The following is a 17,628-nucleotide window of genomic DNA, read 5'->3' as shown; positions in this document are numbered from 1 at the left end:
GGCTCCCCCGGCCGGGGCCGCTCCGCCGGGTCAGGCGGGACCGCCGTCGCGCAGCGTCTCGAGGGCGAAGGAGAGGTCCGGCGGGTACGGGCTCTCGTACTCGACGGGCTCCCCCGTACCGGGGTGCTCGAAGCCCAGGCGCTTGGCGTGCAGCCACTGCCGGGTGAGCCCGAGGCCGGCCGACAGCGCGGGGTCCGCGCCGTAGGTGAGGTCCCCGCAGCACGGGTGGCGCAGCGCGGAGAAGTGCACGCGGATCTGGTGGGTGCGGCCGGTCTCCAGGTGCACCTCCACGAGCGCCGCCCGGCCGAAGGCCTCCAGGACCTCGTAGTGGGTGATCGACGCGCGGCCGCCGTCGACCACGGCGAAGCGCCAGTCGTAGCCGGGGTGGCGCCCGATCGGCGCGTCGATCGTCCCGCGCAGCGGGTCCGGGAGGCCCTGCACCACCGTGTGGTAGACCTTCGTGACCGTCCGGTCCTTGAAGGCGCGCTTGAGCGCGGTGTACGCGCGCTCGGTGCGGGCCACGACCATCAGCCCGGACGTGCCGACGTCGAGCCGGTGCACCACACCGGCCCGTTCGGGGGCGCCGGAGGTGCTCACGGTGACGCCCGCGCCCGCCAGGGCCCCGACCACGGTCGGTCCCTTCCAGCCCGGCGAGGGGTGCGCGGCGACGCCGGGCGGCTTGTCGATCACCACGATGTCGTCGTCCAGGTGCACCACGCGGAAGTCCTCGACCAGCTGGGGCACGATCCGGGCCGGGTCCTCGGGGACGGGCACGTGCACGGTGAGGGTCTGCGAGGCCTCGACCCGGAAGGACTTGGCGACGGGCCGGTCGCGGTGCAGCACGCGGCCCTCGGCGCAGAGCACGGCGGCCGCGGAGCGGGAGAGCCCGGTGAGGGCGGCCACGGCGGCGTCCGCGCGCTGGCCCTCGAGCTCGGGCGGCACGGTGAAGCGCTCCTGCACGTGCTCCTCGGGCTCAGCCACGGGTGCCCTCCTCCTCCGGCGAGGCCTCGACCCGCTCCGCGTCCGGGGCGCCCGCGCCCGTGCGGGTGCCGTCGAGCTCCCGGCCGAGCAGCGTCAGGAGCACCACGAGACAGACCCCCACGACCACCCCGCAGTCGGCGATGTTGAAGATCGCGAAGCGCGGCACGGCGATGAAGTCCACCACGTGGCCCATCCCCGAGCCGGGCTCCCGCAGGAGCCGGTCGGTCAGGTTGCCGAGGGCGCCGCCGAGGACGAGCCCCAGGGCCAGGGCCCACGCGGCCGAGCGGACGCGGCGGAGGGTGAGCACGATGAGGACGGAGACGACCACCATGACCAGGGTGAAGACCCAGGTGATGTTCTCCCCCAGGGAGAACGCGGCGCCGGGGTTGCGGATGAACTGCCACCACAGCAGTCCCTCGACCACCGGCGTCCGCTGGCCGAGCTCCATGGTCGCGACGACCCACCACTTGGTGAGCTGGTCCGCGGCGTACACCAGCAGCGCGGCGGCCGCGGCGAGGAGGAGGACGCCCCGCGGGGTCCGGCGGTCGGGTGCTCCGGCGGGGACTTCGGGGGACTCGCTCATGCTCTCCTCGGGTGGCGGGGCGGGGATCGGGCCCGCCCCGGGGGCGGGGCGGCGGGGACGTCGGCCCCGTTCCATGGTGCCACGTCCGCCGGGGAGCCATCCGCCCCGGGGGCGCCCCTCCAGGGGCGGCCCGGGGCGGACGACGACGGAGGGACCGGCACGTGGCCGGTCCCTCCGCGGGGTGCGCGTCGCGGTGCGGCGGCTAGGCCTGCTCGGACCGGACCGGGCCGGCGGCGCCGTCGGCGGCCGGTGCGGGCTCGAGGGACGGGGTGGTGTCCAGGTCCTGCAGCTGGTCCTGGATGTACGCCTTGAGGTTGGTGCGGTAATCCTGCTCGAAGGCGCGCAGCCCCGAAACGCGGGCCTGCAGCTCCGCCTGCTCCTCCTGGAGGGCCGTGAGGGTCTCCTCGCGCGTGCGCTGGGCGTCCGTGACGAGCTCCTCGGCCCGCTCGCGGGCCTCGCCGACGATCCGGTCCCGCTCGGCGGTGCCCTCGGCGACGTACTCGTCGTGCAGCTTCTGGGCCATCGCCAGGACGCCGGCCGCGGACTGCGCCGCGCCGGAGGTGGGCGCGGTCTCCGCGGGGACGGTCTCGGCGGCTCCGGTGCCGGCCGCGGCGGGAGAGGTCCGCTCCACCGCCTCCTGCGGCGCACCGCCGGCGACCGGGGCGGGGGCCTCGACGGTCTCCCCAGCGGTCTCTCCGGCGGTGTCCTCGGCGACCGGGAGGCCGGGCTCGGAGACGGGCGACGGCGCGGAGTCCTTGGGAGCGACGGGCTGCCCGGCGGCCTCGAGCTGCTGCTTGAGGTCGGTGTTCTCCTGGTTCAGGCGGCGCAGCTCCACGACGATCTCGTCGAGGAAGTCGTCGACCTCGTCCTGGTCGTAGCCCTCCCGGAACTTGGTGGGCTGGAACCGCTTGTTGATGACGTCTTCGGGCGTCAGAGCCATGGGTGCATTCCTTCGTGGGCGGAGCGCGGGCACGGCCCGCGGCGGGGGATCCGTCCGACCGGGGCCGGGGCGGCGCGGTGGCCGGCGCCCGGTGGTCGTGCGGTTACAGCGTACAGGCCGGTCCCCGGCGGGCCGGGTCGGACCGGCACGGGATCAGACCAGCACTGCGTCAGACCAGCATCGAGCCGATGATGCCCTGGACGATGCTGACGGCGAAGATGAGGATGAGGAACCCGAGGTCCAGCGACACCCCGCCGAAGCGCAGGGGCGGCACGATCCGCCGGAGCCACCGCATCGGCGGGTCGGTGACGGTGTACACGGCGGAGGCCCCGACGAGGGCGGCTCCCCGGGGCCGCCAGTTGCGGGCGAACATCTGCACCCAGTCGAGCACGAGGCGCGCGAGCAGCGCGACGTACACGAGGTGCAGTGCCAGGTACAGCACGGAGAGCAACAGGTCCATCGGTCCGCCTCAGTCCTCCTGGTGGTCGTCGGTCTCGTCCTCGCCGCCGGCGGGGTGCCCGACGACCTCCACGTAGGACGGGGTGAGCAGGAAGACCTTGCCGGTCACCCGTTCGATGGAGCCGTGCAGGGCGAAGACCAGGCCGGCGGAGAAGTCCACCAGGCGCTTGGCCTCGGCGTCGCCCATGTCGCTGACGTTCATGATGACGGGCGTGCCCTCGCGGAAGGCCTCGCCGATGGACTTCGCGTCGTTGTAGGAGCGGGGGTGGACCGTGGTGATCGTGCGCAAGGTCGAGCTGTCCTCTCGAGAGCTGGAGGGGGCGCGTTTGATGGGGGTGACCGGCGCCCGGTACTCGGCCGACCGGCGCGGCACGGCCACTGCGGTGGACTCGTGGGCGCGGGCCTCGCGCGGCTCCTCGCGGACCGCGGCGGTGGGCTGGTGCTCCTGGCGGGACGGCGTCGGCTCGTCGTAGTCCTCGTCCGTCTCGGCGAGGCCGAGATAGATCATGGTGCGGCGCAACGCTCCGGCCATGGTGCTCTCCTTGACTGTCTGTGCGGATATCGGCGGTGGGGGGGTTCCGGGATCCTCGGACCGCCCTGCGCCCGTGGTGCTGCCCGGAACGCGGTACGGCCCTGGCCCCGCGGGGCCGTCCTCCAAGCTATCCTACGGGCGCCCGGGGCCCGAGGATATCGGAGCCGACGCGCACGTGCGTGGCTCCCCGGGCGACCGCCTCCTCGAGGTCCTGGCTCATCCCCGCGGACACGGCCGTGGCCTCCGGGAGGGACCGCCGCAGCCGCTGCGAGAGCTCCAGGAGGCGGTCGAAGGCGGGCCCCGGGGGTGCCCCCAGCGGGGCGACGGCCATGAGGCCCCCGGCCCGCAGCCCCTCGGTGCCGGCGATCTGCTCGGCGAGCCCGACGACGTCCTCGGGGCGGGCGCCGCCGCGGCGCTCCTCCGCGTCCAGGGACACCTGGACGAGGCACGTCAGGTCCTGCTCGGCGCACGGCCCGGGGGCCGCGTCCCCGGCCGCCACGGCCTCCCGGTGCCGCTGCACCGCCTTGCCGAGGGCCGTGACCAGGGAGGCCCGGTCCACGGAGTGCACCCACCCCGCGTAGCGCACCACCGACTTCGCCTTGTTGGACTGGAGCTGGCCCACGAAGTGCCAGGTGAGGGGTCCGTCCACGAGCCCGGCCACCTCCCGCGCCTTGGCGGCGGCCTCCTGGTCCCGGTTCTCCCCCACGTCCCGGACGCCGAGCCGGTGCAGCCGGGCCACGTCCGCGGCCGGGAAGAACTTCGTCACGGCGACCAGCACGGGCTCCTCGGCCGCCCCGCTCCCCCGCGCCGCGGCCGCGATCCGGGCACGCACCCGGTCGAGGGACCGGGCGAGCTCCAGGGTCCGCGGATCGTCGCCGCCGGGGGCGGCGGCCGGGTCGGCGCTCACGCGGCGTCCTCCCCGCGGGGACCCGAGCGCCAGACGAGGCCGACGATGCGGCCGGAGCCGGGGTTCCTGCGGTGCGAGGACAGCCGCTCGTTCTCGAGGGTGCAGGAGGGGCCGGCCCCCGACGGCTCGACGACGCCGACCCCGAGGGCGGTCAGCCGCTCCCGGGCCCCGGCGCGCAGGTCGAGGGCAGGGGTGCCCCAGGACGTCGTGGCGGCCACCGCGGGGATCCGCTCCGCGGACTCCTCGCGCATGGCGGCCGGCACTTCGTAGCAGCTGCCGCAGATCGAGGGGCCGAGCCAGGCCGACAGCCCGCTCGCGCCCCGGGCCCGCAGCTGCTCGACGGCGCGCTCGAGCACGCCCTCGAGCAGGCCGCGGCGCCCGGCGTGCGCCACGCCCGTGAGCGGGCCGCGGGGCCCCTCCCCGACCAGCACGACGGGCACGCAGTCGGCGACCATCACGGCCAGCGGCACGCCCGTCGCCGTGACCGCGGCGTCCGCGGTCGGCACGGCCGGCCGGTCGTGCCGGTCCGCGTCGGCCACGTCGGTGCCGTGCACCTGGTCGAGGAACACCAGGGAGCCCCCGGGCACGCCGATCGACCGCTCGAGCGCGGCCCGGCGGGCCCGCACCGCGTCCGGGTCGTCACCCGTGTGCAGGGCGAGGTTGCCCGCGCCGCGGTCCGTGAACGCCACCCGGACGCCCTGCCCGACGTCGTCCTGCCACCAGAGCACCGGGTCCTCCTGTCGTTGCTCGTCGTGTCTCGTCGCGCCGCCGGAGGAACCGGCGGCGGGGCTTGACGCGCCCTGGGGGCGGACGCGGGTCCACCGCGTCCGCCCCCAGGAGGCCGGACTCACTTCAGGAAGTCAGGGAAGTCCAGGGAGTCCTTGCGCCCGGAGCCCGCCCCGGCGCCGGCCTCCGCCTCGGCGGGCAGGTCGACGTCGAAGCCGGCGTCGTCGGGCACGTCGTCGTTCTGCACCGGCTGCGCCCACCGCTGCGAGGTGGAGGGCTGGGCGAAGGACGGGGTCCCGCCGCGCTGCGGGGCACGGCCCACGCCGGCGGGCTGACCGGCGCCGGACCCGAAGGCCGCGCGCGTGGTCGCCGCCTGCTGGGCGGCCGCGTTGGTGTTGTTCGCGTTGGTCTCCGGGCTCACCGAGTCGAAGCCCGCGGCGATGACCGTGACGCGGGCCTGGTCGCCCAGGGCGTCGTCGATGACCGCGCCGAAGATGATGTTCGCCTCGGGGTGGGCGACCTCCTGGACCAGGCGGGCGGCCTCGTTGATCTCGAACAGCCCGAGGTCGGAGCCGCCCTGGATGGACAGGAGCACGCCGTGGGCGCCGTCGATCGAGGCCTCGAGCAGCGGCGACGCGATCGCGAGCTCGGCCGCCTTCACGGCACGGTCCTCGCCCTGCGCGGCGCCGATGCCCATGAGCGCCGAGCCGGCGCCCTGCATCACGGACTTCACGTCGGCGAAGTCGAGGTTGATCAGGCCCGGGGTGGTGATCAGGTCCGTGATGCCCTGCACGCCGGAGAGCAGCACCTGGTCCGCGGACTTGAAGGCGTCCAGCATGGACACGTTGCGGTCGGAGATGGACAGCAGCCGGTCGTTGGGGATCACGATGAGGGTGTCGACCTCGTCGCGCAGCGTCTCGATCCCGTTCTCCGCCTGGTTGGACCGGCGGCGGCCCTCGAAGGTGAACGGGCGGGTGACGACACCGATGGTCAGGGCGCCCAGGGAACGGGCGATGCGGGCGACCACGGGGGCGCCGCCGGTGCCGGTGCCGCCGCCCTCGCCGGCGGTCACGAAGACCATGTCGGCCCCCTTGAGGACCTCCTCGATCTCCTCGTGGTGGTCCTCCGCCGCCTGGCGGCCGACATCGGGGTTGGCGCCGGCGCCCAGGCCGCGCGTGAGCTCGCGCCCGACGTCGAGCTTGACGTCGGCGTCGCTCATCAGCAGGGCCTGCGCGTCCGTGTTGATCGCGATGAACTCGACACCGCGCAGCCCCTCCTCGATCATCCGGTTGACGGCGTTGACGCCGCCGCCGCCGATTCCGACGACCTTGATGACGGCCAAGTAGTTCTGGGGGGTGGAGGAGTCCATGGGTACCTAACTGGAGATGGTTCGGGTCGGGGATGGCGAGCCGTTTCTCAACCTTCTATCGAAGGTCGAATCTCATGCCGTCAGCTGCTCCCCCGGCGGGTTCGATGTCGGGGTCAAGCCTAACAACGACGGGGACCACCTGCACGACAAGCCATACCGCTTTCGACACTTTTCGCCAAAACCGCAGGTCGTGCTGCGTTTCGGCCGCACTCTCGACCTCTGGTGGAACGTGAGGTCCGATGTCGTCCCTCAGCGCACCACGGGGCGCGTCGGGCTCGACACGTCGTAGGTCTCGACGCCGCTGCCGGCGCCGCGCGCCTCGACGAGCTCCCGGAGGACCTGCGACTTGAGCTCGCTGTCCTCGGCGGTGCCCCAGACGACCGTGCGGCCGTCGGTGAAGGCCAGCTCCACCGAGGACAGCGACTCGGCCGAGGCGGTGCGCAGCTGGGCGAGGACGGACTCCGGGAGGGCGGCCAGCACGTCCGCGATGGCCTCGAACCGTTCGCCCTCGAGCACGTCGCGCCCGCCCGTGACGACGGGGACGCCCGCCTCCTCCGCGGAGCCGGCGGTCATCAGCTCCACCCCCTCCGAGTCGACGACCACGAACTTTCCGTCGTCCTCGATCGCGGCCACGGGCACGCGCTCGCGCAGCGCGACCACGAGGTGGTGCGGGGGCTCGAGCAGGACCTCGATGGAGCGGACCTGCGGGATCCGCCCCACCCGCTCCCGCACCTCGTCCTTGGAGATCCGCGTCAGTGGGACGCCCCGGTAGGCGTCGAGCGCGGACTCGACGCGGGCCGGGTCCGTCAGCTCCGCGCCGCGCACCGTGATGTCCCGCACGGCCAGCGCCGGGGAGAGGAACAGGACGCCGGCGAGCACGGCGAGGGCGGCGAGCACGCCGAGGACCGCGCCGATCCGCCGGCGCCGGCGCCGCGCCCCCGGTGAGGCGGGAAAGGCCACCACCGTGGCTCCCACGGCTGTGGCCCCCACGGCCGTGGAACCGGCCCGCGGGGGCTCCTCCACCGGGGGGAGCCGGGAGGCGGTGAGCGTGCGGGTGGCGGCGCGCTCCTGCCGGTGCCGCCGCCAGGCGCTGAAGCGCCCGCCGGCGGCCGGGACCTCCTCGAGGTCGTCCTCGTCGGCCAGGGGCGTGACCTTGGTCCCGTCGTTCACGCGCACGCGCACGCGCCCGCCCTCCGGCGCGGCCGCGCCGGAGGCGGTGCTCCCGGACCGCGGCGGGCCCCCGGGGCCGGCCGGCGATCCGGGGTCGCGCTCGGGGGCGGCGCCCCGCTCGGGCGCGGGGCCCGCGGTGGTCTCCGGCACGGGCCCGCCGGCGGGCCCGGGAACGCCGGAGTCCCCGGCGGAGTCCCCGGCCGGGTCCCCGAAGCGGGGCTGGTGCGGGCGGCCGTGCCGGCTCATCAGCGGGCCCCGAGGCGGTCCACGAGCCGGGGCCCGAGGGCGGTGACGTCCCCGGCGCCCACCGTGAGCACCAGGTCCCCGGGGCGTGCGGCCGCCGCGGCCTCTGCGACCGCGTCGGCGCCGTCCGGCACGTAGCGGACGTGGGCGGGGGCGCGGTCGGTGACGATCCGGCTCGTGAGGCCGTCGACGGGCTGCTCCCGCGCGGCGAAGATGTCGATGACGAGGGCCTCGTCGGCCAGCGCCAGGGCGTCGGCGAACTCGGCCGCGAACTCGCGCGTGCGGGAGAACAGGTGCGGCTGGAAGATCGCGATCACCCGGTGCCCGGACGCGACCTCCCGCGCGGCCGTGAGCGCCGCGACCACCTCGGTCGGGTGGTGGGCGTAGTCGTCGAAGACCCGGACCCCGTCCACCTCGCCCCGCAGGTCGAAGCGCCGGGCGGAGCCGTGGAAGCCGGCCAGCCCGCGCACCGCATCCGCGGGCGGGACGCCGGCCTCGACGGCCACGCAGAAGGCGGCGGTCGCGTTGAGGACGTTGTGCCGGCCCGGCACCACGAGCTCGAGCCGCTCCTCCCGGCGGTCGGCGCCCTCGCCCAGGAGCAGGGTGCTGGTGGTGCGCAGCCCGTCGGCCTCCCCGGGGAGCACCCGGACGTCGGAGCCCGGGTCCGTGCCGTAGCTGACCACCCGTCCGCCGGCGGACCGGTGGCGCTCCGCGAGCGCCCGGGAGCCGGGGTCGTCCTGGCAGGCCACGAGCAGCCCGTCCGCGGGCAGGGTCGCGGCGAACTCGTCGAAGGCCCGGTAGAAGGCCTCGCGGGAGGCGTAGTAGTCGAGGTGGTCGGGCTCGATGTTCGTGACCACGGCGATCCGCGGACCGTACGCGAGGAAGGAGCCGTCCGACTCGTCGGCCTCGGCCACGAACCACGGACCCGTGCCGAGGGCCGCGTTGGAGCCGAGGTCGGCCACGTGCGCGCCGATGGCCCAGGAGGGCTCCAGCCCGGCAGTGTGCAGCGCGAGCGCGGCCATGGCGCTCGTGGTCGTCTTGCCGTGCGTGCCGGCCACCGCCACGACCGCGCGGCCGTGCATCGCGGCCGCGAGGGCCTCGGAGCGGTGCAGCACGCGCAGCCCCGCGGCCCGGGCGGCGGAGTACTCGGGGTCCTCGGGCGGGATCGCGGTGGACACGACCACGGTCTGCGCCCCGTCCACGTGCTCGGCGCGCTGGCCCACGTGCACGGTGGCGCCCAGGTCCTGGAGCTGGCGCAGCGCCGGGGAGTCCTGGCGGTCGGAGCCGCTGACCGGGACCCCGCGGGCGAGCATCAGCTTGGCGACGGCGGACATCCCCGCGCCGCCCATCCCGATGAAGTGGACCCGGCCCAGCAGCGCGGGGTCGGTCTCGTGCTCAGCGCTCAACGGGGACCTCCTCGAGGATCATCCGTGCCAGCACGGTGTCGGCGTCGCGCACGCCGTGGGCGCGGCTCGCGGCGGCCATCGCGGCGAGGCGGCCGGGGTCGGCCAGCAGGGGGTGCACGTTCCGGCGGTACCAGTCGGGGGTGAACGCGTCGTCGGCGACGAGCTGCGCCGCGCCGGCCGCCACCAGGGAGGCGGCGTTGAGCGCCTGTTCGCCGTTGCCGACGGGCAGCGGGACGAACACGGCGGGCAGGCCGACGGCGGCGACCTCCGAGACGGTCGCGGCGCCGGCGCGGGCCACGAGCAGGTCCGCGGCGGCGTAGACGCGCTCCATGCCGTCCACGTACTCGACCTGCACGTAGCCGGGGGCGCTCAGCGGCGCGCCGTCGTCCCGGGTGAGCTGCTTGCCCCGGCCGGTGACGTGGAGGAGCTGGTAGCCGCGCGCGGCGACCTCCTCGACGACGCCGGCCACGGTGCGGTTCATGGCGAGGGCGCCCGAGGAGCCGCCGGTGACCACGACGGTGGGCAGGTCGGGGTCGAGCCCGAAGGACCGGCGGGCCTCGGCGCGCAGCGCCTCCCGGTCCAGGTGGGAGATCTCCCGGCGCATGGGCATGCCGACGGTGACGGCTCCGCGCAGCGGGGTGCCGGGGAACGCGGCGGCCACGGTCCTGGCCCAGCGCGCGCCGACCCGGTTGGCCAGACCGGGGCGGGCGTTGGCCTCGTGCACCACGATGGGCAGCCCGCGCCGGGCGGCGGCGAGGTAGACGGGGGTGCAGACGTAGCCCCCGACGCCCAGCACCACGTCCGGCCGGACGCGGTCGAGGATCTCCCCGGCCTGCCGCACGGCGCCGAGGAGCCGTCCGGGCAGCCGGACGAGGTCCACGGAGGGCCGGCGGGGCAGCGGGACCCGGTCGACGAGCTCGAGCTCGAGCCCGGCCTGCGGGACGAGCCGGGTCTCCATCCCGGACGCGGTGCCCACCGCCGTGAGGCGGGCCGCCGGGGCCTGCTCCCGCAGCGCGGCCGCCACGGCCAGGAGGGGGCTGACGTGCCCGGCGGTGCCCCCGCCGGCCAGCAGGACCGACGGCGCGGCGCCTCCGGTGGTGGGTTCGGACGGTGTCATGCGCGATCCTCGTTCGGGGTGCGGGGGCGGGGGGTGCGGGTGGGGACCTGGATCCGGCGCGGCAGCCGGGTGAAGGACATCACGACGCCGACGGCCGCGAGGCTCATCAGCAGCGACGACCCACCGTAGCTGATGAACGGGAGGGGGACGCCGATCACGGGCAGCACCCCCGTGACCATGCCGATGTTGATGAACGCCTGGCCGACCAGCCAGGTCACGATGCAGGCGGTGGCGATCCGGACGAAGCCGCTGCGGGCGCGCAGGATGACCCGGGCCATCGCCAGGGCCATGACCGCGAAGAGGGCGAGGATCAGCACCGTGCCCAGCAGGCCCAGCTCCTCGCCGATGATCGAGAAGATGTAGTCGTTGTGCGCCTCGGGGACGTAGTTGTACTTGAGCCGGGACTGGCCCAGCCCCACGCCCCACCAGCCGCCCGAGGCGAGGGCGTTGAGCCCCTGCTGGGACTGGTAGCAGGCGTCGGTGGCGCCGCACTCGCCGAACAACCAGCCGGTGATCCGGTCCACGCGGTGGGGCGCGGTGACCACGGCCAGCGTGCCGACCAGCGCGGCCCCGGCGGCCGCGATCGCGAACAGCCGCAGCGGCGCCCCGGCGAAGAACAGGGCGGCCCCGTAGATCAGCACGAAGACGAGGGCCGTGCCGACGTCGTCGCCCAGCACGATCATCGCGGCGGGGATCCCGATGCCCAGCCCGGACGGCCACAGGGCCTGGCGCCAGTCGCGCACGGCGTCGCCCTGCCGGGCCAGGACCATGGCCAGCCAGATCGCCACGGCGAGCTTGGCGGCCTCGGAGGGCTGGAAGGTCTGCCCGCCCACCACGATCCAGTTCCGGTTGCCGTTGATCTCCTGTCCGAGCGGGGTGAAGACGAGCATGAGCAGCAGCACGGCGAGGACCAGCAGTCCGGTGGCGCCCCGGCGGTACCAGGCGGTGGGCACGAAGGACAGCGCGAACATCAGGACCACGCCGATCCCCCCGAAGGTGGCCTGCTTGACGAAGTACGAGTACGCGGACTCCTGCGCCGAGATCGACTCGACCGCCGAGGCGGAGAGGACCATCATGATGCCGATGGCCGTGAGCAGCAGCACGGAGCCGGCCAGCGCGTAGTAGGAGTGGATGAGGGGGCCGTCCACGAGGGCACGCCAGAAGCGGCGCGCCCCGCCCAGGGAGCCGCGGGCCGTCTCCGCGAGCCCCGCCCGGTCCTGCAGCTGCGTCACGAGAGCCGTCCCACGAGGTCCGCGACCTCCCGGACGAACGCGTCACCGCGGTGGGCGTAGGAGCTGAACTGGTCCATCGAGGCGGACGCCGGGGCCATCAGCACCGTGTCGCCCTTCCGGGCGACCTCGTGGGCGAGCCGCACCGCCTCGCCCATCACGGCGTCGCCCGCCGCGGGGCCGGGACGTTCGGCGGTCCGCAGGACGGGGACCTCGGGGGCGTGCGCGGCGAGCGCGGCCAGCAGCGAGTCGTTGTCCGTGCCGATGAGCACCACGGTGCGCAGCCGGCCGGCGTGCCGGGCGACGAGCCGATCGTAGGAGACGCCCTTGGACAGGCCGCCGGCGATCCACACCACGGAGTCGAACGCGGCCAGGGCGGCGTCGGCCGCGTGCGGGTTGGTGGCCTTGGAGTCGTTGATCCACAGCACGCCGTGGGTCGTGGCGACGGCCTGGATGCGGTGGTCGCCGGGCTCCCAGGCGCGCAGCCCCTCCCGCACGGCCTCCGGCGGGGCGCCGGCCGCCCGGGCCAGCGCCGCGGCGGCCAGCGCGTTGGCCACGCCGTGGGGCGTGGGGAGGGGGCCGGTGTCGGTGATGGAGGCGAGCTCGAGGGCGGAGCCCCGGCGGTCGTCGAGGAAGGCGCGGTCCACGAGCAGGTCCTCCACGACGCCGAGCATGCTGACGTCCGGGGTCTCGAGGGTGAAGCCCACGGCGCGGCAGCCCTCCTCGACGTCGGCCTCCTCGACCATGCGCACGGTCTCGGCCTGCTGGGCGTTGTAGACGCACGCCACCCGGGTGTGCTCGTAGATGCGGGACTTGTCCGCCACGTAGTTCTCGTAGCCGCCGTGCCAGTCCACGTGGTCCTCGGCCACGTTGAGCACCACGGACGCCAGCGGCGACATCGAGGACGTCCAGTGCAGCTGGAAGCTGGAGAGCTCCACGGCGAGGACGTCGTGCTCGACCGGCTCGCGCAGCGCGTCCAGGATGGGGGTGCCCACGTTGCCGACGGCGGCCGCGGTGAGCCCGGCGGCCTGCAGCATCGACGCGGTCATCCCGACCGTGGTGGTCTTGCCGTTGGTCCCGGTGATGCACACCCACTCGGCGGTCCTGCGCCCGGCGCGCTCGCGCACCCGCCAGGCGAGCTCCACGTCGCCCCAGATCTGGACGCCCTCGGCGGCCGCGGCGGCGAGCAGGGGGTGGTCGGGCCGCAGCCCCGGGGACGTGACGACCAGGTCGGGGCGCTCGCCCTCGACGTCGGGCACGGCCCCCTGGGCGGCCTCCCCCAGCAGGACGTCGACGGCGCCCACGATCCGCAGGGTGTCGGCCTTCGCCCGGTTCTCCGGGGTGTCCGCCCCGTCGACGACGACGACGCGGGCGCCGAGCTCGATCAGGGTGTCCGCGGCGGCGAAACCCGACAGGCCGATGCCGGCGACGACCACGCGCAGCCCGGCCCAGTCGGCGTCCCACGTGGTGAGCCCGGCCAGGCGCGGCCGGTCCAGGACGGGGTTGTCGTTGCTCGCGTGGATCATTGGATCATTCCTCCGTGGGAGAGCAGCCAGTCGCCGTAGAAGACGCCGAGCGCGGCCGCGACGAACAGCCCGGCGATGATCCAGAAGCGGACCACGATGGTCACCTCGTTCCAGCCCTTGAGCTCGAAGTGGTGCTGCAGCGGCGCCATCTTGAAGATGCGCTTGCCGCCGGAGAGCTTGAAGTAGCCGACCTGCAGGATGACGGAGACCGTGATGATCACGAACAGCCCGGCGATGAGCACCAGCAGCAGCTCGGTGCGGGTGAGCACCGCGAACGCGGCGAGCGCGCCGCCGAGGCCCAGCGATCCCGTGTCGCCCATGAAGATCTTCGCCGGGGAGGTGTTCCACCACAGGAAGCCCACCAGGGCCCCGACCAGCGCGGCGGCGGTGAGGGCGAGGTCGGCGGCGTCGCGGACCTCGTAGCAGACCCCCTCGGCCACGGCTCCGCACAGGTGGGTGTTCTGCCACATGGCGATCAGCAGGTAGCCGCTGAACACGAGGATGGACGCCCCGGTGGCGAGGCCGTCGAGGCCGTCGGTGAGGTTCACGGCGTTGGTCGTGGCGGTGGCGATCAGGTTCACCCAGATCACGAAGAGGACGGCCCCGACCGCGGTGCCGGCGAAGGCGAGGTCGAGAGCGGTGTCCCGGGTGATGGAGATCGCCGAGGACGCGGGGGTCGTGCCCTGCGGACCGGGCACGAGCAGCACGAGCAGGGCGAAGGCGGTGCCGATGAGGCCCTGCAGGACGATCTTGCCCACGGGGCTGAGCCCGAGGTTCTGCTTCTTGGCGATCTTCTTGTAGTCGTCGATGAACCCGACGAAGCCCATGCCGAGCATCAGCAGCAGCGCGGAGAGCCCGGAGAGGGTGACGCCCCCGTAGGAGGGCCACAGCACCCCGGAGATCAGGTGCGTGAGCGCGTAGGCGACCACCACGGAGCCGAGGATCGCCACGCCGCCCATGGTGGGCGTCCCGCGCTTCGTGTGGTGGCTGGTGGGCCCGTCGTCCCGGATGAACTGGCCGTAGCCGCGCCGGGCGAGGAACTTGATGAAGGCCGGGGTGCCGAAGAGGGACAGGACCAGGGCGAAGCAGGCCGCCATGAGGATCTGGATCATGCCGGCTCGTTCCCGTCCGCGGAGGGGCCCGGGGTGGTGGGCCTCCCGCTCGGGTCGAGGGAGGCGTTGACGAAGGGACCGGCCGAGCGCCAGTGGTCGCCGCGCGCCGGGGCGTCGTTGCCCGGGGCGGGCCCGCCGGCGCCGTCCCCGGCGTCGGCCGCGACCCGGTCCCCCAGCACCCGGAGACCGGCGGCGTTGGAGGACTTGAAGAGCACGATGTCACCGGGAGCGAGCTCCTGGCGCAGGATCTCCTCGGCGTCCTCCGCGGTCGCCGCCCAGGTGGCCTCGTTGCCCCACGAGCCCTCGAGCTGGGCGGCGTCGTAGACCGGGCGGGCGAGGTCGCCCACGGCGATCAGCTTGGAGATGTTGAGCCGGACCACCATGCGGCCCAGGGCGTCGTGCTCCTCGATCGTGCTGTCGCCGAGCTCGAGCATGCCCCCGAGCACCGCCCAGGTGCGGCGGGGCGCGGACCCGGCGGAGCCGCGGCCCAGCTGGGCCAGGGTCTGCAGCGCGGCGCGCATCGACTGCGGGTTGGCGTTGTAGGCGTCGTTGACCACCGTGACGCCGTCGGCCCGCTCGGTGCGCTCCATCCGCCACCGGCTCGCGGCGCCCTGGGCGTTGAGCGAGGCCGCGATCCGCTCCGGGGCGACCCCGGCCACGAAGGCCGCGGAGGCGGCCGCGAGCAGGTTGGAGACGTGGTGCTCCCCGATGAGCCGGGAGACGATCCGGTGCGCGGAGCCGTCCGGGAGGTGCAGGAGGAACTCCGGGCTGCCGCCGGGCCCGAGGCGGATCTCGGAGGCGTGCACCCGGGCGGCCGGGACGTCGGGCAGCGCGTTCGCCGGGGACTCCCCGAAGAACAGCACGGGCGCGGCGGTGCGACGGTGCATCTGGCGGACCAGGGGGTCGTCGTCGTTGAGGACCGCCACGCCGTCGGCCCGCAGGGACTCGACGAGCTCGCCCTTGGCGCGGGCGATGTTGGCGACCCCGCCGAACTCGCCGGCGTGGGCGGAGCCCACGCACAGCACCACCCCGATGTCGGGGCGGACCATCCGGCACAGGTAGTCGATGTTGCCGATCCGGGTGGCGCCCATCTCGATGATGAGGAACCGGGTGTCCGGCTCGGCCTCGAAGACGGTCAGCGGCACGCCGACCTCCCCGTTGTACGAACCGCGGGGCGCGACCGTGGGACCCTCCGCGGCGAAGATGCCCCGCAGGAGGTCCTTGGTGGTCGTCTTGCCGACGGATCCGGTGACGGCGATGACCTTCACCTCGTGGTCGGCGCGCAGCTGGGCCACGACCCAGGCGGCCAGCCGGCCCATCGCCTCCACCACGTCGGGGACCAGCACGCCCGGGTAGGTGACCCCCGCGGCGTCGGAGACCTCGTGCTCGACGAGGGCGAGGACGGCGCCGGCGGCGAAGGCCGCGCCCACGTACTCGTGGCCGTCGGTGACCTCCCCCGGTTTGGCGACGAACAGCGTGCCGGGACGCGCCTCGCGGGAGTCGGTCGCGACGTGGCGGACGACGGGCGCCGCGGCGGCGGCGCCGACGGCGCGCCCGCCGGTGATCTGCGCGAGCTGTGCGGCGGTGAGGTCGATCATCGGTTCTCCCAACGGTCCTGCTGCCCGTCGGCCAGCGCGGCCCGCAGCTCTTCCCTGTCGTCCAGCGGGTGGTCCACGCCCCGGATCTCCTGGACCGTCTCGTGCCCGCGGCCGGCCACGAGCACGGAGTCGGTGCGCCCCGCCATGGCCACCGCGGCGCGGATGGCCACGGTGCGGGGCTCGAGCACGAGCACCTCCTGGGCCCGGGCGCCGGCGTCGCGGGCCGCGAACGCCCCGGCCGCGACCTCGGCGCGGATCGCGCCGGCGTCCTCGTCGTGCGGGTCGTCGTCCGTGATGATCACCACGTCCGCGTGGCGGGCGGCGATCTCCCCCATGACCGGGCGCTTGGAGCGGTCCCGCTCCCCCGTGGCGCCGAAGACCACGATCACGCGGCCCTCCTCGTCCGGCGGTTCGACGGCGGCGAGCGCGCGGCGCAGGGCGTCCGGGTTGTGCGCGAAATCGACGACGGCGGTGGGCTGCGTGCCGATGAGCTGCATCCGCCCGGGCACATCCGTGGTGAGGGGGTCCGCCTCGTCGAGGACGCGCTGCACGTCGGCGACGTCGACCCCGGAGGCCACGACCATGACCACGGCGAGCGCGGCGTTGGCCACGTTGAAGTCGCCCGGCAGGCCCGTGGACACGCGCAGCGTGCGGCCGTCCCGGTGCCGCAGCGCGAAGGAGTGCCCGATCCCGCGGCGGGTCAGGCTGGTCAGCGTCCAGTCCGCGCCGTGCCGGCCCGGTCCGGCGTCCCGGTCCCCCGGCACGCCGCCGCGCAGGGCGATCGTGTCGACGAGGTCCGGGCCGAGCCGCTCCCGCGCGTGCTCGGCCATCTTCAGGCCCCAGACGTCGTCCTCGTCCTGGACCACGACGACGGCCCGGCGGGTCCGCTCCGGGGTGAGCAGCTGGGCCTTGACCGCGAAGTACTCGTCCATCGACCCGTGCAGGTCGAGGTGGTCCTGGGTCAGGTTGGTGAACCCGGCGACGTCGAAGCGGACGCCGTCCACCCGGTGGAACTGCAGGGCGTGGGAGGAGACCTCCATGGACGCCGCCGTGATGCCGCGCTCGCGCATGAGCGCCAGCAGCGCGTGCACGTGCGGGGCCTCCGGGGTGGTGAGCCGGGAGGGGATCGACTCGTCGCCGGCGAGGATCTCGATGGTCCCGATCAGGCCCGTGCGCCGGCCCAGGGCGCGGAGCACCGAGTTGGTGAAGTAGGTCGTGGTCGTCTTGCCGTTCGTGCCGGTCACCGCGAACAGGGCCGGGGCGGTCCCGTCCTCCGGCCGGGAGCCGTAGACGCGTGCGGCGATCGCCCCCACGGACCGGCGGGGGTCCGGGGCCTCGACCACGGGCAGCCCGATGCCGGCGTCCCGGAGGATCGCGGCGCCCTCGGCGTCGGTGAGCACCGCGGCGGCGCCGGAGCGCTGGGCGGCCGCGCCGAAGCGGGCGCCGTGGGTGCGGGCGCCGGGCAGCGCCGCATAGAGGTCCCCGGGGCGCAGCTCCCGGGAGTCCAGGGCGATGCCGGTGACCTCCACCGCGCGGGACGGCGCCGTCCCGCCCGCGAGCCGGGCGGTCTCCGCGAGGCTCAGCGGCCGGGGGCGGGCGGGGCGCATCGTCTGCGCGTCGTGTCCCTGCTGGGCTGTCGCGTCCATCAACGTCCTTCGTGGTCTGGGCGGCGGGTGGGTGGTCCGCCGGGAGCGGGGGGCGGGCCCGGGGGGTGGCCGGGCACGGCGATA

At 75.0% G+C, this 17,628-nt stretch carries 16 protein-coding genes; all 16 read right to left on the bottom strand.

The genetic code is table 11. The features are described from left to right. Positions 1 to 30 precede the first annotated feature (30 nt). A complete protein-coding gene (locus ACZ2G1_RS01235; RefSeq protein WP_017833676.1) occupies positions 31 to 981 on the bottom strand; it encodes an RluA family pseudouridine synthase in 951 nt (316 codons plus the stop codon). Beyond that, the gene (lspA, locus tag ACZ2G1_RS01230; RefSeq protein WP_470377354.1) at positions 974 to 1,564 is read right to left on the bottom strand and encodes a signal peptidase II; all 591 of its coding nucleotides are present in this window, start codon (positions 1,562 to 1,564) and stop codon (positions 974 to 976) included. The genes ACZ2G1_RS01235 and lspA overlap by 8 nt, the downstream gene beginning before the upstream one ends. 202 nt (positions 1,565 to 1,766) lie before the next feature. Then, the gene (locus ACZ2G1_RS01225; RefSeq protein ID WP_470377353.1) at positions 1,767 to 2,504 is read right to left on the bottom strand and encodes a DivIVA domain-containing protein; all 738 of its coding nucleotides are present in this window, start codon (positions 2,502 to 2,504) and stop codon (positions 1,767 to 1,769) included. A 169-nt stretch (positions 2,505 to 2,673) separates the two neighbouring features. After that, positions 2,674 to 2,964 carry a YggT family protein gene (locus ACZ2G1_RS01220; protein ID WP_017833679.1) on the bottom strand — a complete coding sequence of 97 codons (291 nt, stop codon included), beginning with the start codon at positions 2,962 to 2,964 and terminating at the stop codon, positions 2,674 to 2,676. Positions 2,965 to 2,973: 9 nt separating this feature from the next. Then, a complete protein-coding gene (locus ACZ2G1_RS01215; protein ID WP_017833680.1) occupies positions 2,974 to 3,495 on the bottom strand; it encodes a cell division protein SepF in 522 nt (173 codons plus the stop codon). Positions 3,496 to 3,622: 127 nt separating this feature from the next. After that, on the bottom strand, positions 3,623 to 4,402 hold the full coding sequence (locus ACZ2G1_RS01210; protein ID WP_035924049.1) for a YggS family pyridoxal phosphate-dependent enzyme: 780 nt from the start codon (positions 4,400 to 4,402) through the stop codon (positions 3,623 to 3,625). Continuing rightward, complete coding sequence (locus ACZ2G1_RS01205) at positions 4,399 to 5,130, bottom strand: purine nucleoside phosphorylase YfiH/LACC1 family protein (RefSeq protein WP_035924050.1); 732 nt, start codon at positions 5,128 to 5,130, stop codon at positions 4,399 to 4,401. The genes ACZ2G1_RS01210 and ACZ2G1_RS01205 overlap by 4 nt, the downstream gene beginning before the upstream one ends. A 119-nt stretch (positions 5,131 to 5,249) precedes the next feature. Beyond that, on the bottom strand, positions 5,250 to 6,497 hold the full coding sequence (gene ftsZ, locus ACZ2G1_RS01200; protein WP_035924051.1) for a cell division protein FtsZ: 1,248 nt from the start codon (positions 6,495 to 6,497) through the stop codon (positions 5,250 to 5,252). 249 nt (positions 6,498 to 6,746) lie between these two features. Continuing rightward, complete coding sequence (locus tag ACZ2G1_RS01195; RefSeq protein ID WP_470377352.1) at positions 6,747 to 7,913, bottom strand: cell division protein FtsQ/DivIB; 1,167 nt, start codon at positions 7,911 to 7,913, stop codon at positions 6,747 to 6,749. Beyond that, positions 7,913 to 9,316 carry a UDP-N-acetylmuramate--L-alanine ligase gene (gene murC / locus ACZ2G1_RS01190; RefSeq protein ID WP_017833685.1) on the bottom strand — a complete coding sequence of 468 codons (1,404 nt, stop codon included), beginning with the start codon at positions 9,314 to 9,316 and terminating at the stop codon, positions 7,913 to 7,915. The genes ACZ2G1_RS01195 and murC overlap by 1 nt, the downstream gene beginning before the upstream one ends. Further along, positions 9,306 to 10,433 carry an undecaprenyldiphospho-muramoylpentapeptide beta-N-acetylglucosaminyltransferase gene (murG, locus tag ACZ2G1_RS01185; RefSeq protein ID WP_470377351.1) on the bottom strand — a complete coding sequence of 376 codons (1,128 nt, stop codon included), beginning with the start codon at positions 10,431 to 10,433 and terminating at the stop codon, positions 9,306 to 9,308. The genes murC and murG overlap by 11 nt, the downstream gene beginning before the upstream one ends. Next, positions 10,430 to 11,665, bottom strand: a complete 1,236-nt coding sequence (ftsW, locus tag ACZ2G1_RS01180; RefSeq protein ID WP_017833687.1) for a putative lipid II flippase FtsW — start codon at positions 11,663 to 11,665, stop codon at positions 10,430 to 10,432. The genes murG and ftsW overlap by 4 nt, the downstream gene beginning before the upstream one ends. Beyond that, a complete protein-coding gene (gene murD, locus ACZ2G1_RS01175) occupies positions 11,662 to 13,188 on the bottom strand; it encodes a UDP-N-acetylmuramoyl-L-alanine--D-glutamate ligase (RefSeq protein WP_095651548.1) in 1,527 nt (508 codons plus the stop codon). The genes ftsW and murD overlap by 4 nt, the downstream gene beginning before the upstream one ends. Continuing rightward, complete coding sequence (gene mraY / locus ACZ2G1_RS01170; RefSeq protein WP_017833689.1) at positions 13,185 to 14,300, bottom strand: phospho-N-acetylmuramoyl-pentapeptide-transferase; 1,116 nt, start codon at positions 14,298 to 14,300, stop codon at positions 13,185 to 13,187. The genes murD and mraY overlap by 4 nt, the downstream gene beginning before the upstream one ends. Further along, positions 14,297 to 15,898, bottom strand: a complete 1,602-nt coding sequence (locus tag ACZ2G1_RS01165; RefSeq protein ID WP_035924055.1) for a UDP-N-acetylmuramoyl-tripeptide--D-alanyl-D-alanine ligase — start codon at positions 15,896 to 15,898, stop codon at positions 14,297 to 14,299. Before ACZ2G1_RS01165 ends, mraY begins: the two co-directional genes overlap by 4 nt. Further along, a complete protein-coding gene (locus ACZ2G1_RS01160; RefSeq protein WP_426119067.1) occupies positions 15,895 to 17,544 on the bottom strand; it encodes a UDP-N-acetylmuramoyl-L-alanyl-D-glutamate--2,6-diaminopimelate ligase in 1,650 nt (549 codons plus the stop codon). Before ACZ2G1_RS01160 ends, ACZ2G1_RS01165 begins: the two co-directional genes overlap by 4 nt. Positions 17,545 to 17,628: the final 84 nt, after the last annotated feature.

This window comes from Kocuria sp. KKT182, from assembly GCF_055635395.1.
The sequence above is the reverse complement of the archived record's forward strand: the minus strand, read 5'-3'. Positions and strand labels throughout refer to the sequence as shown.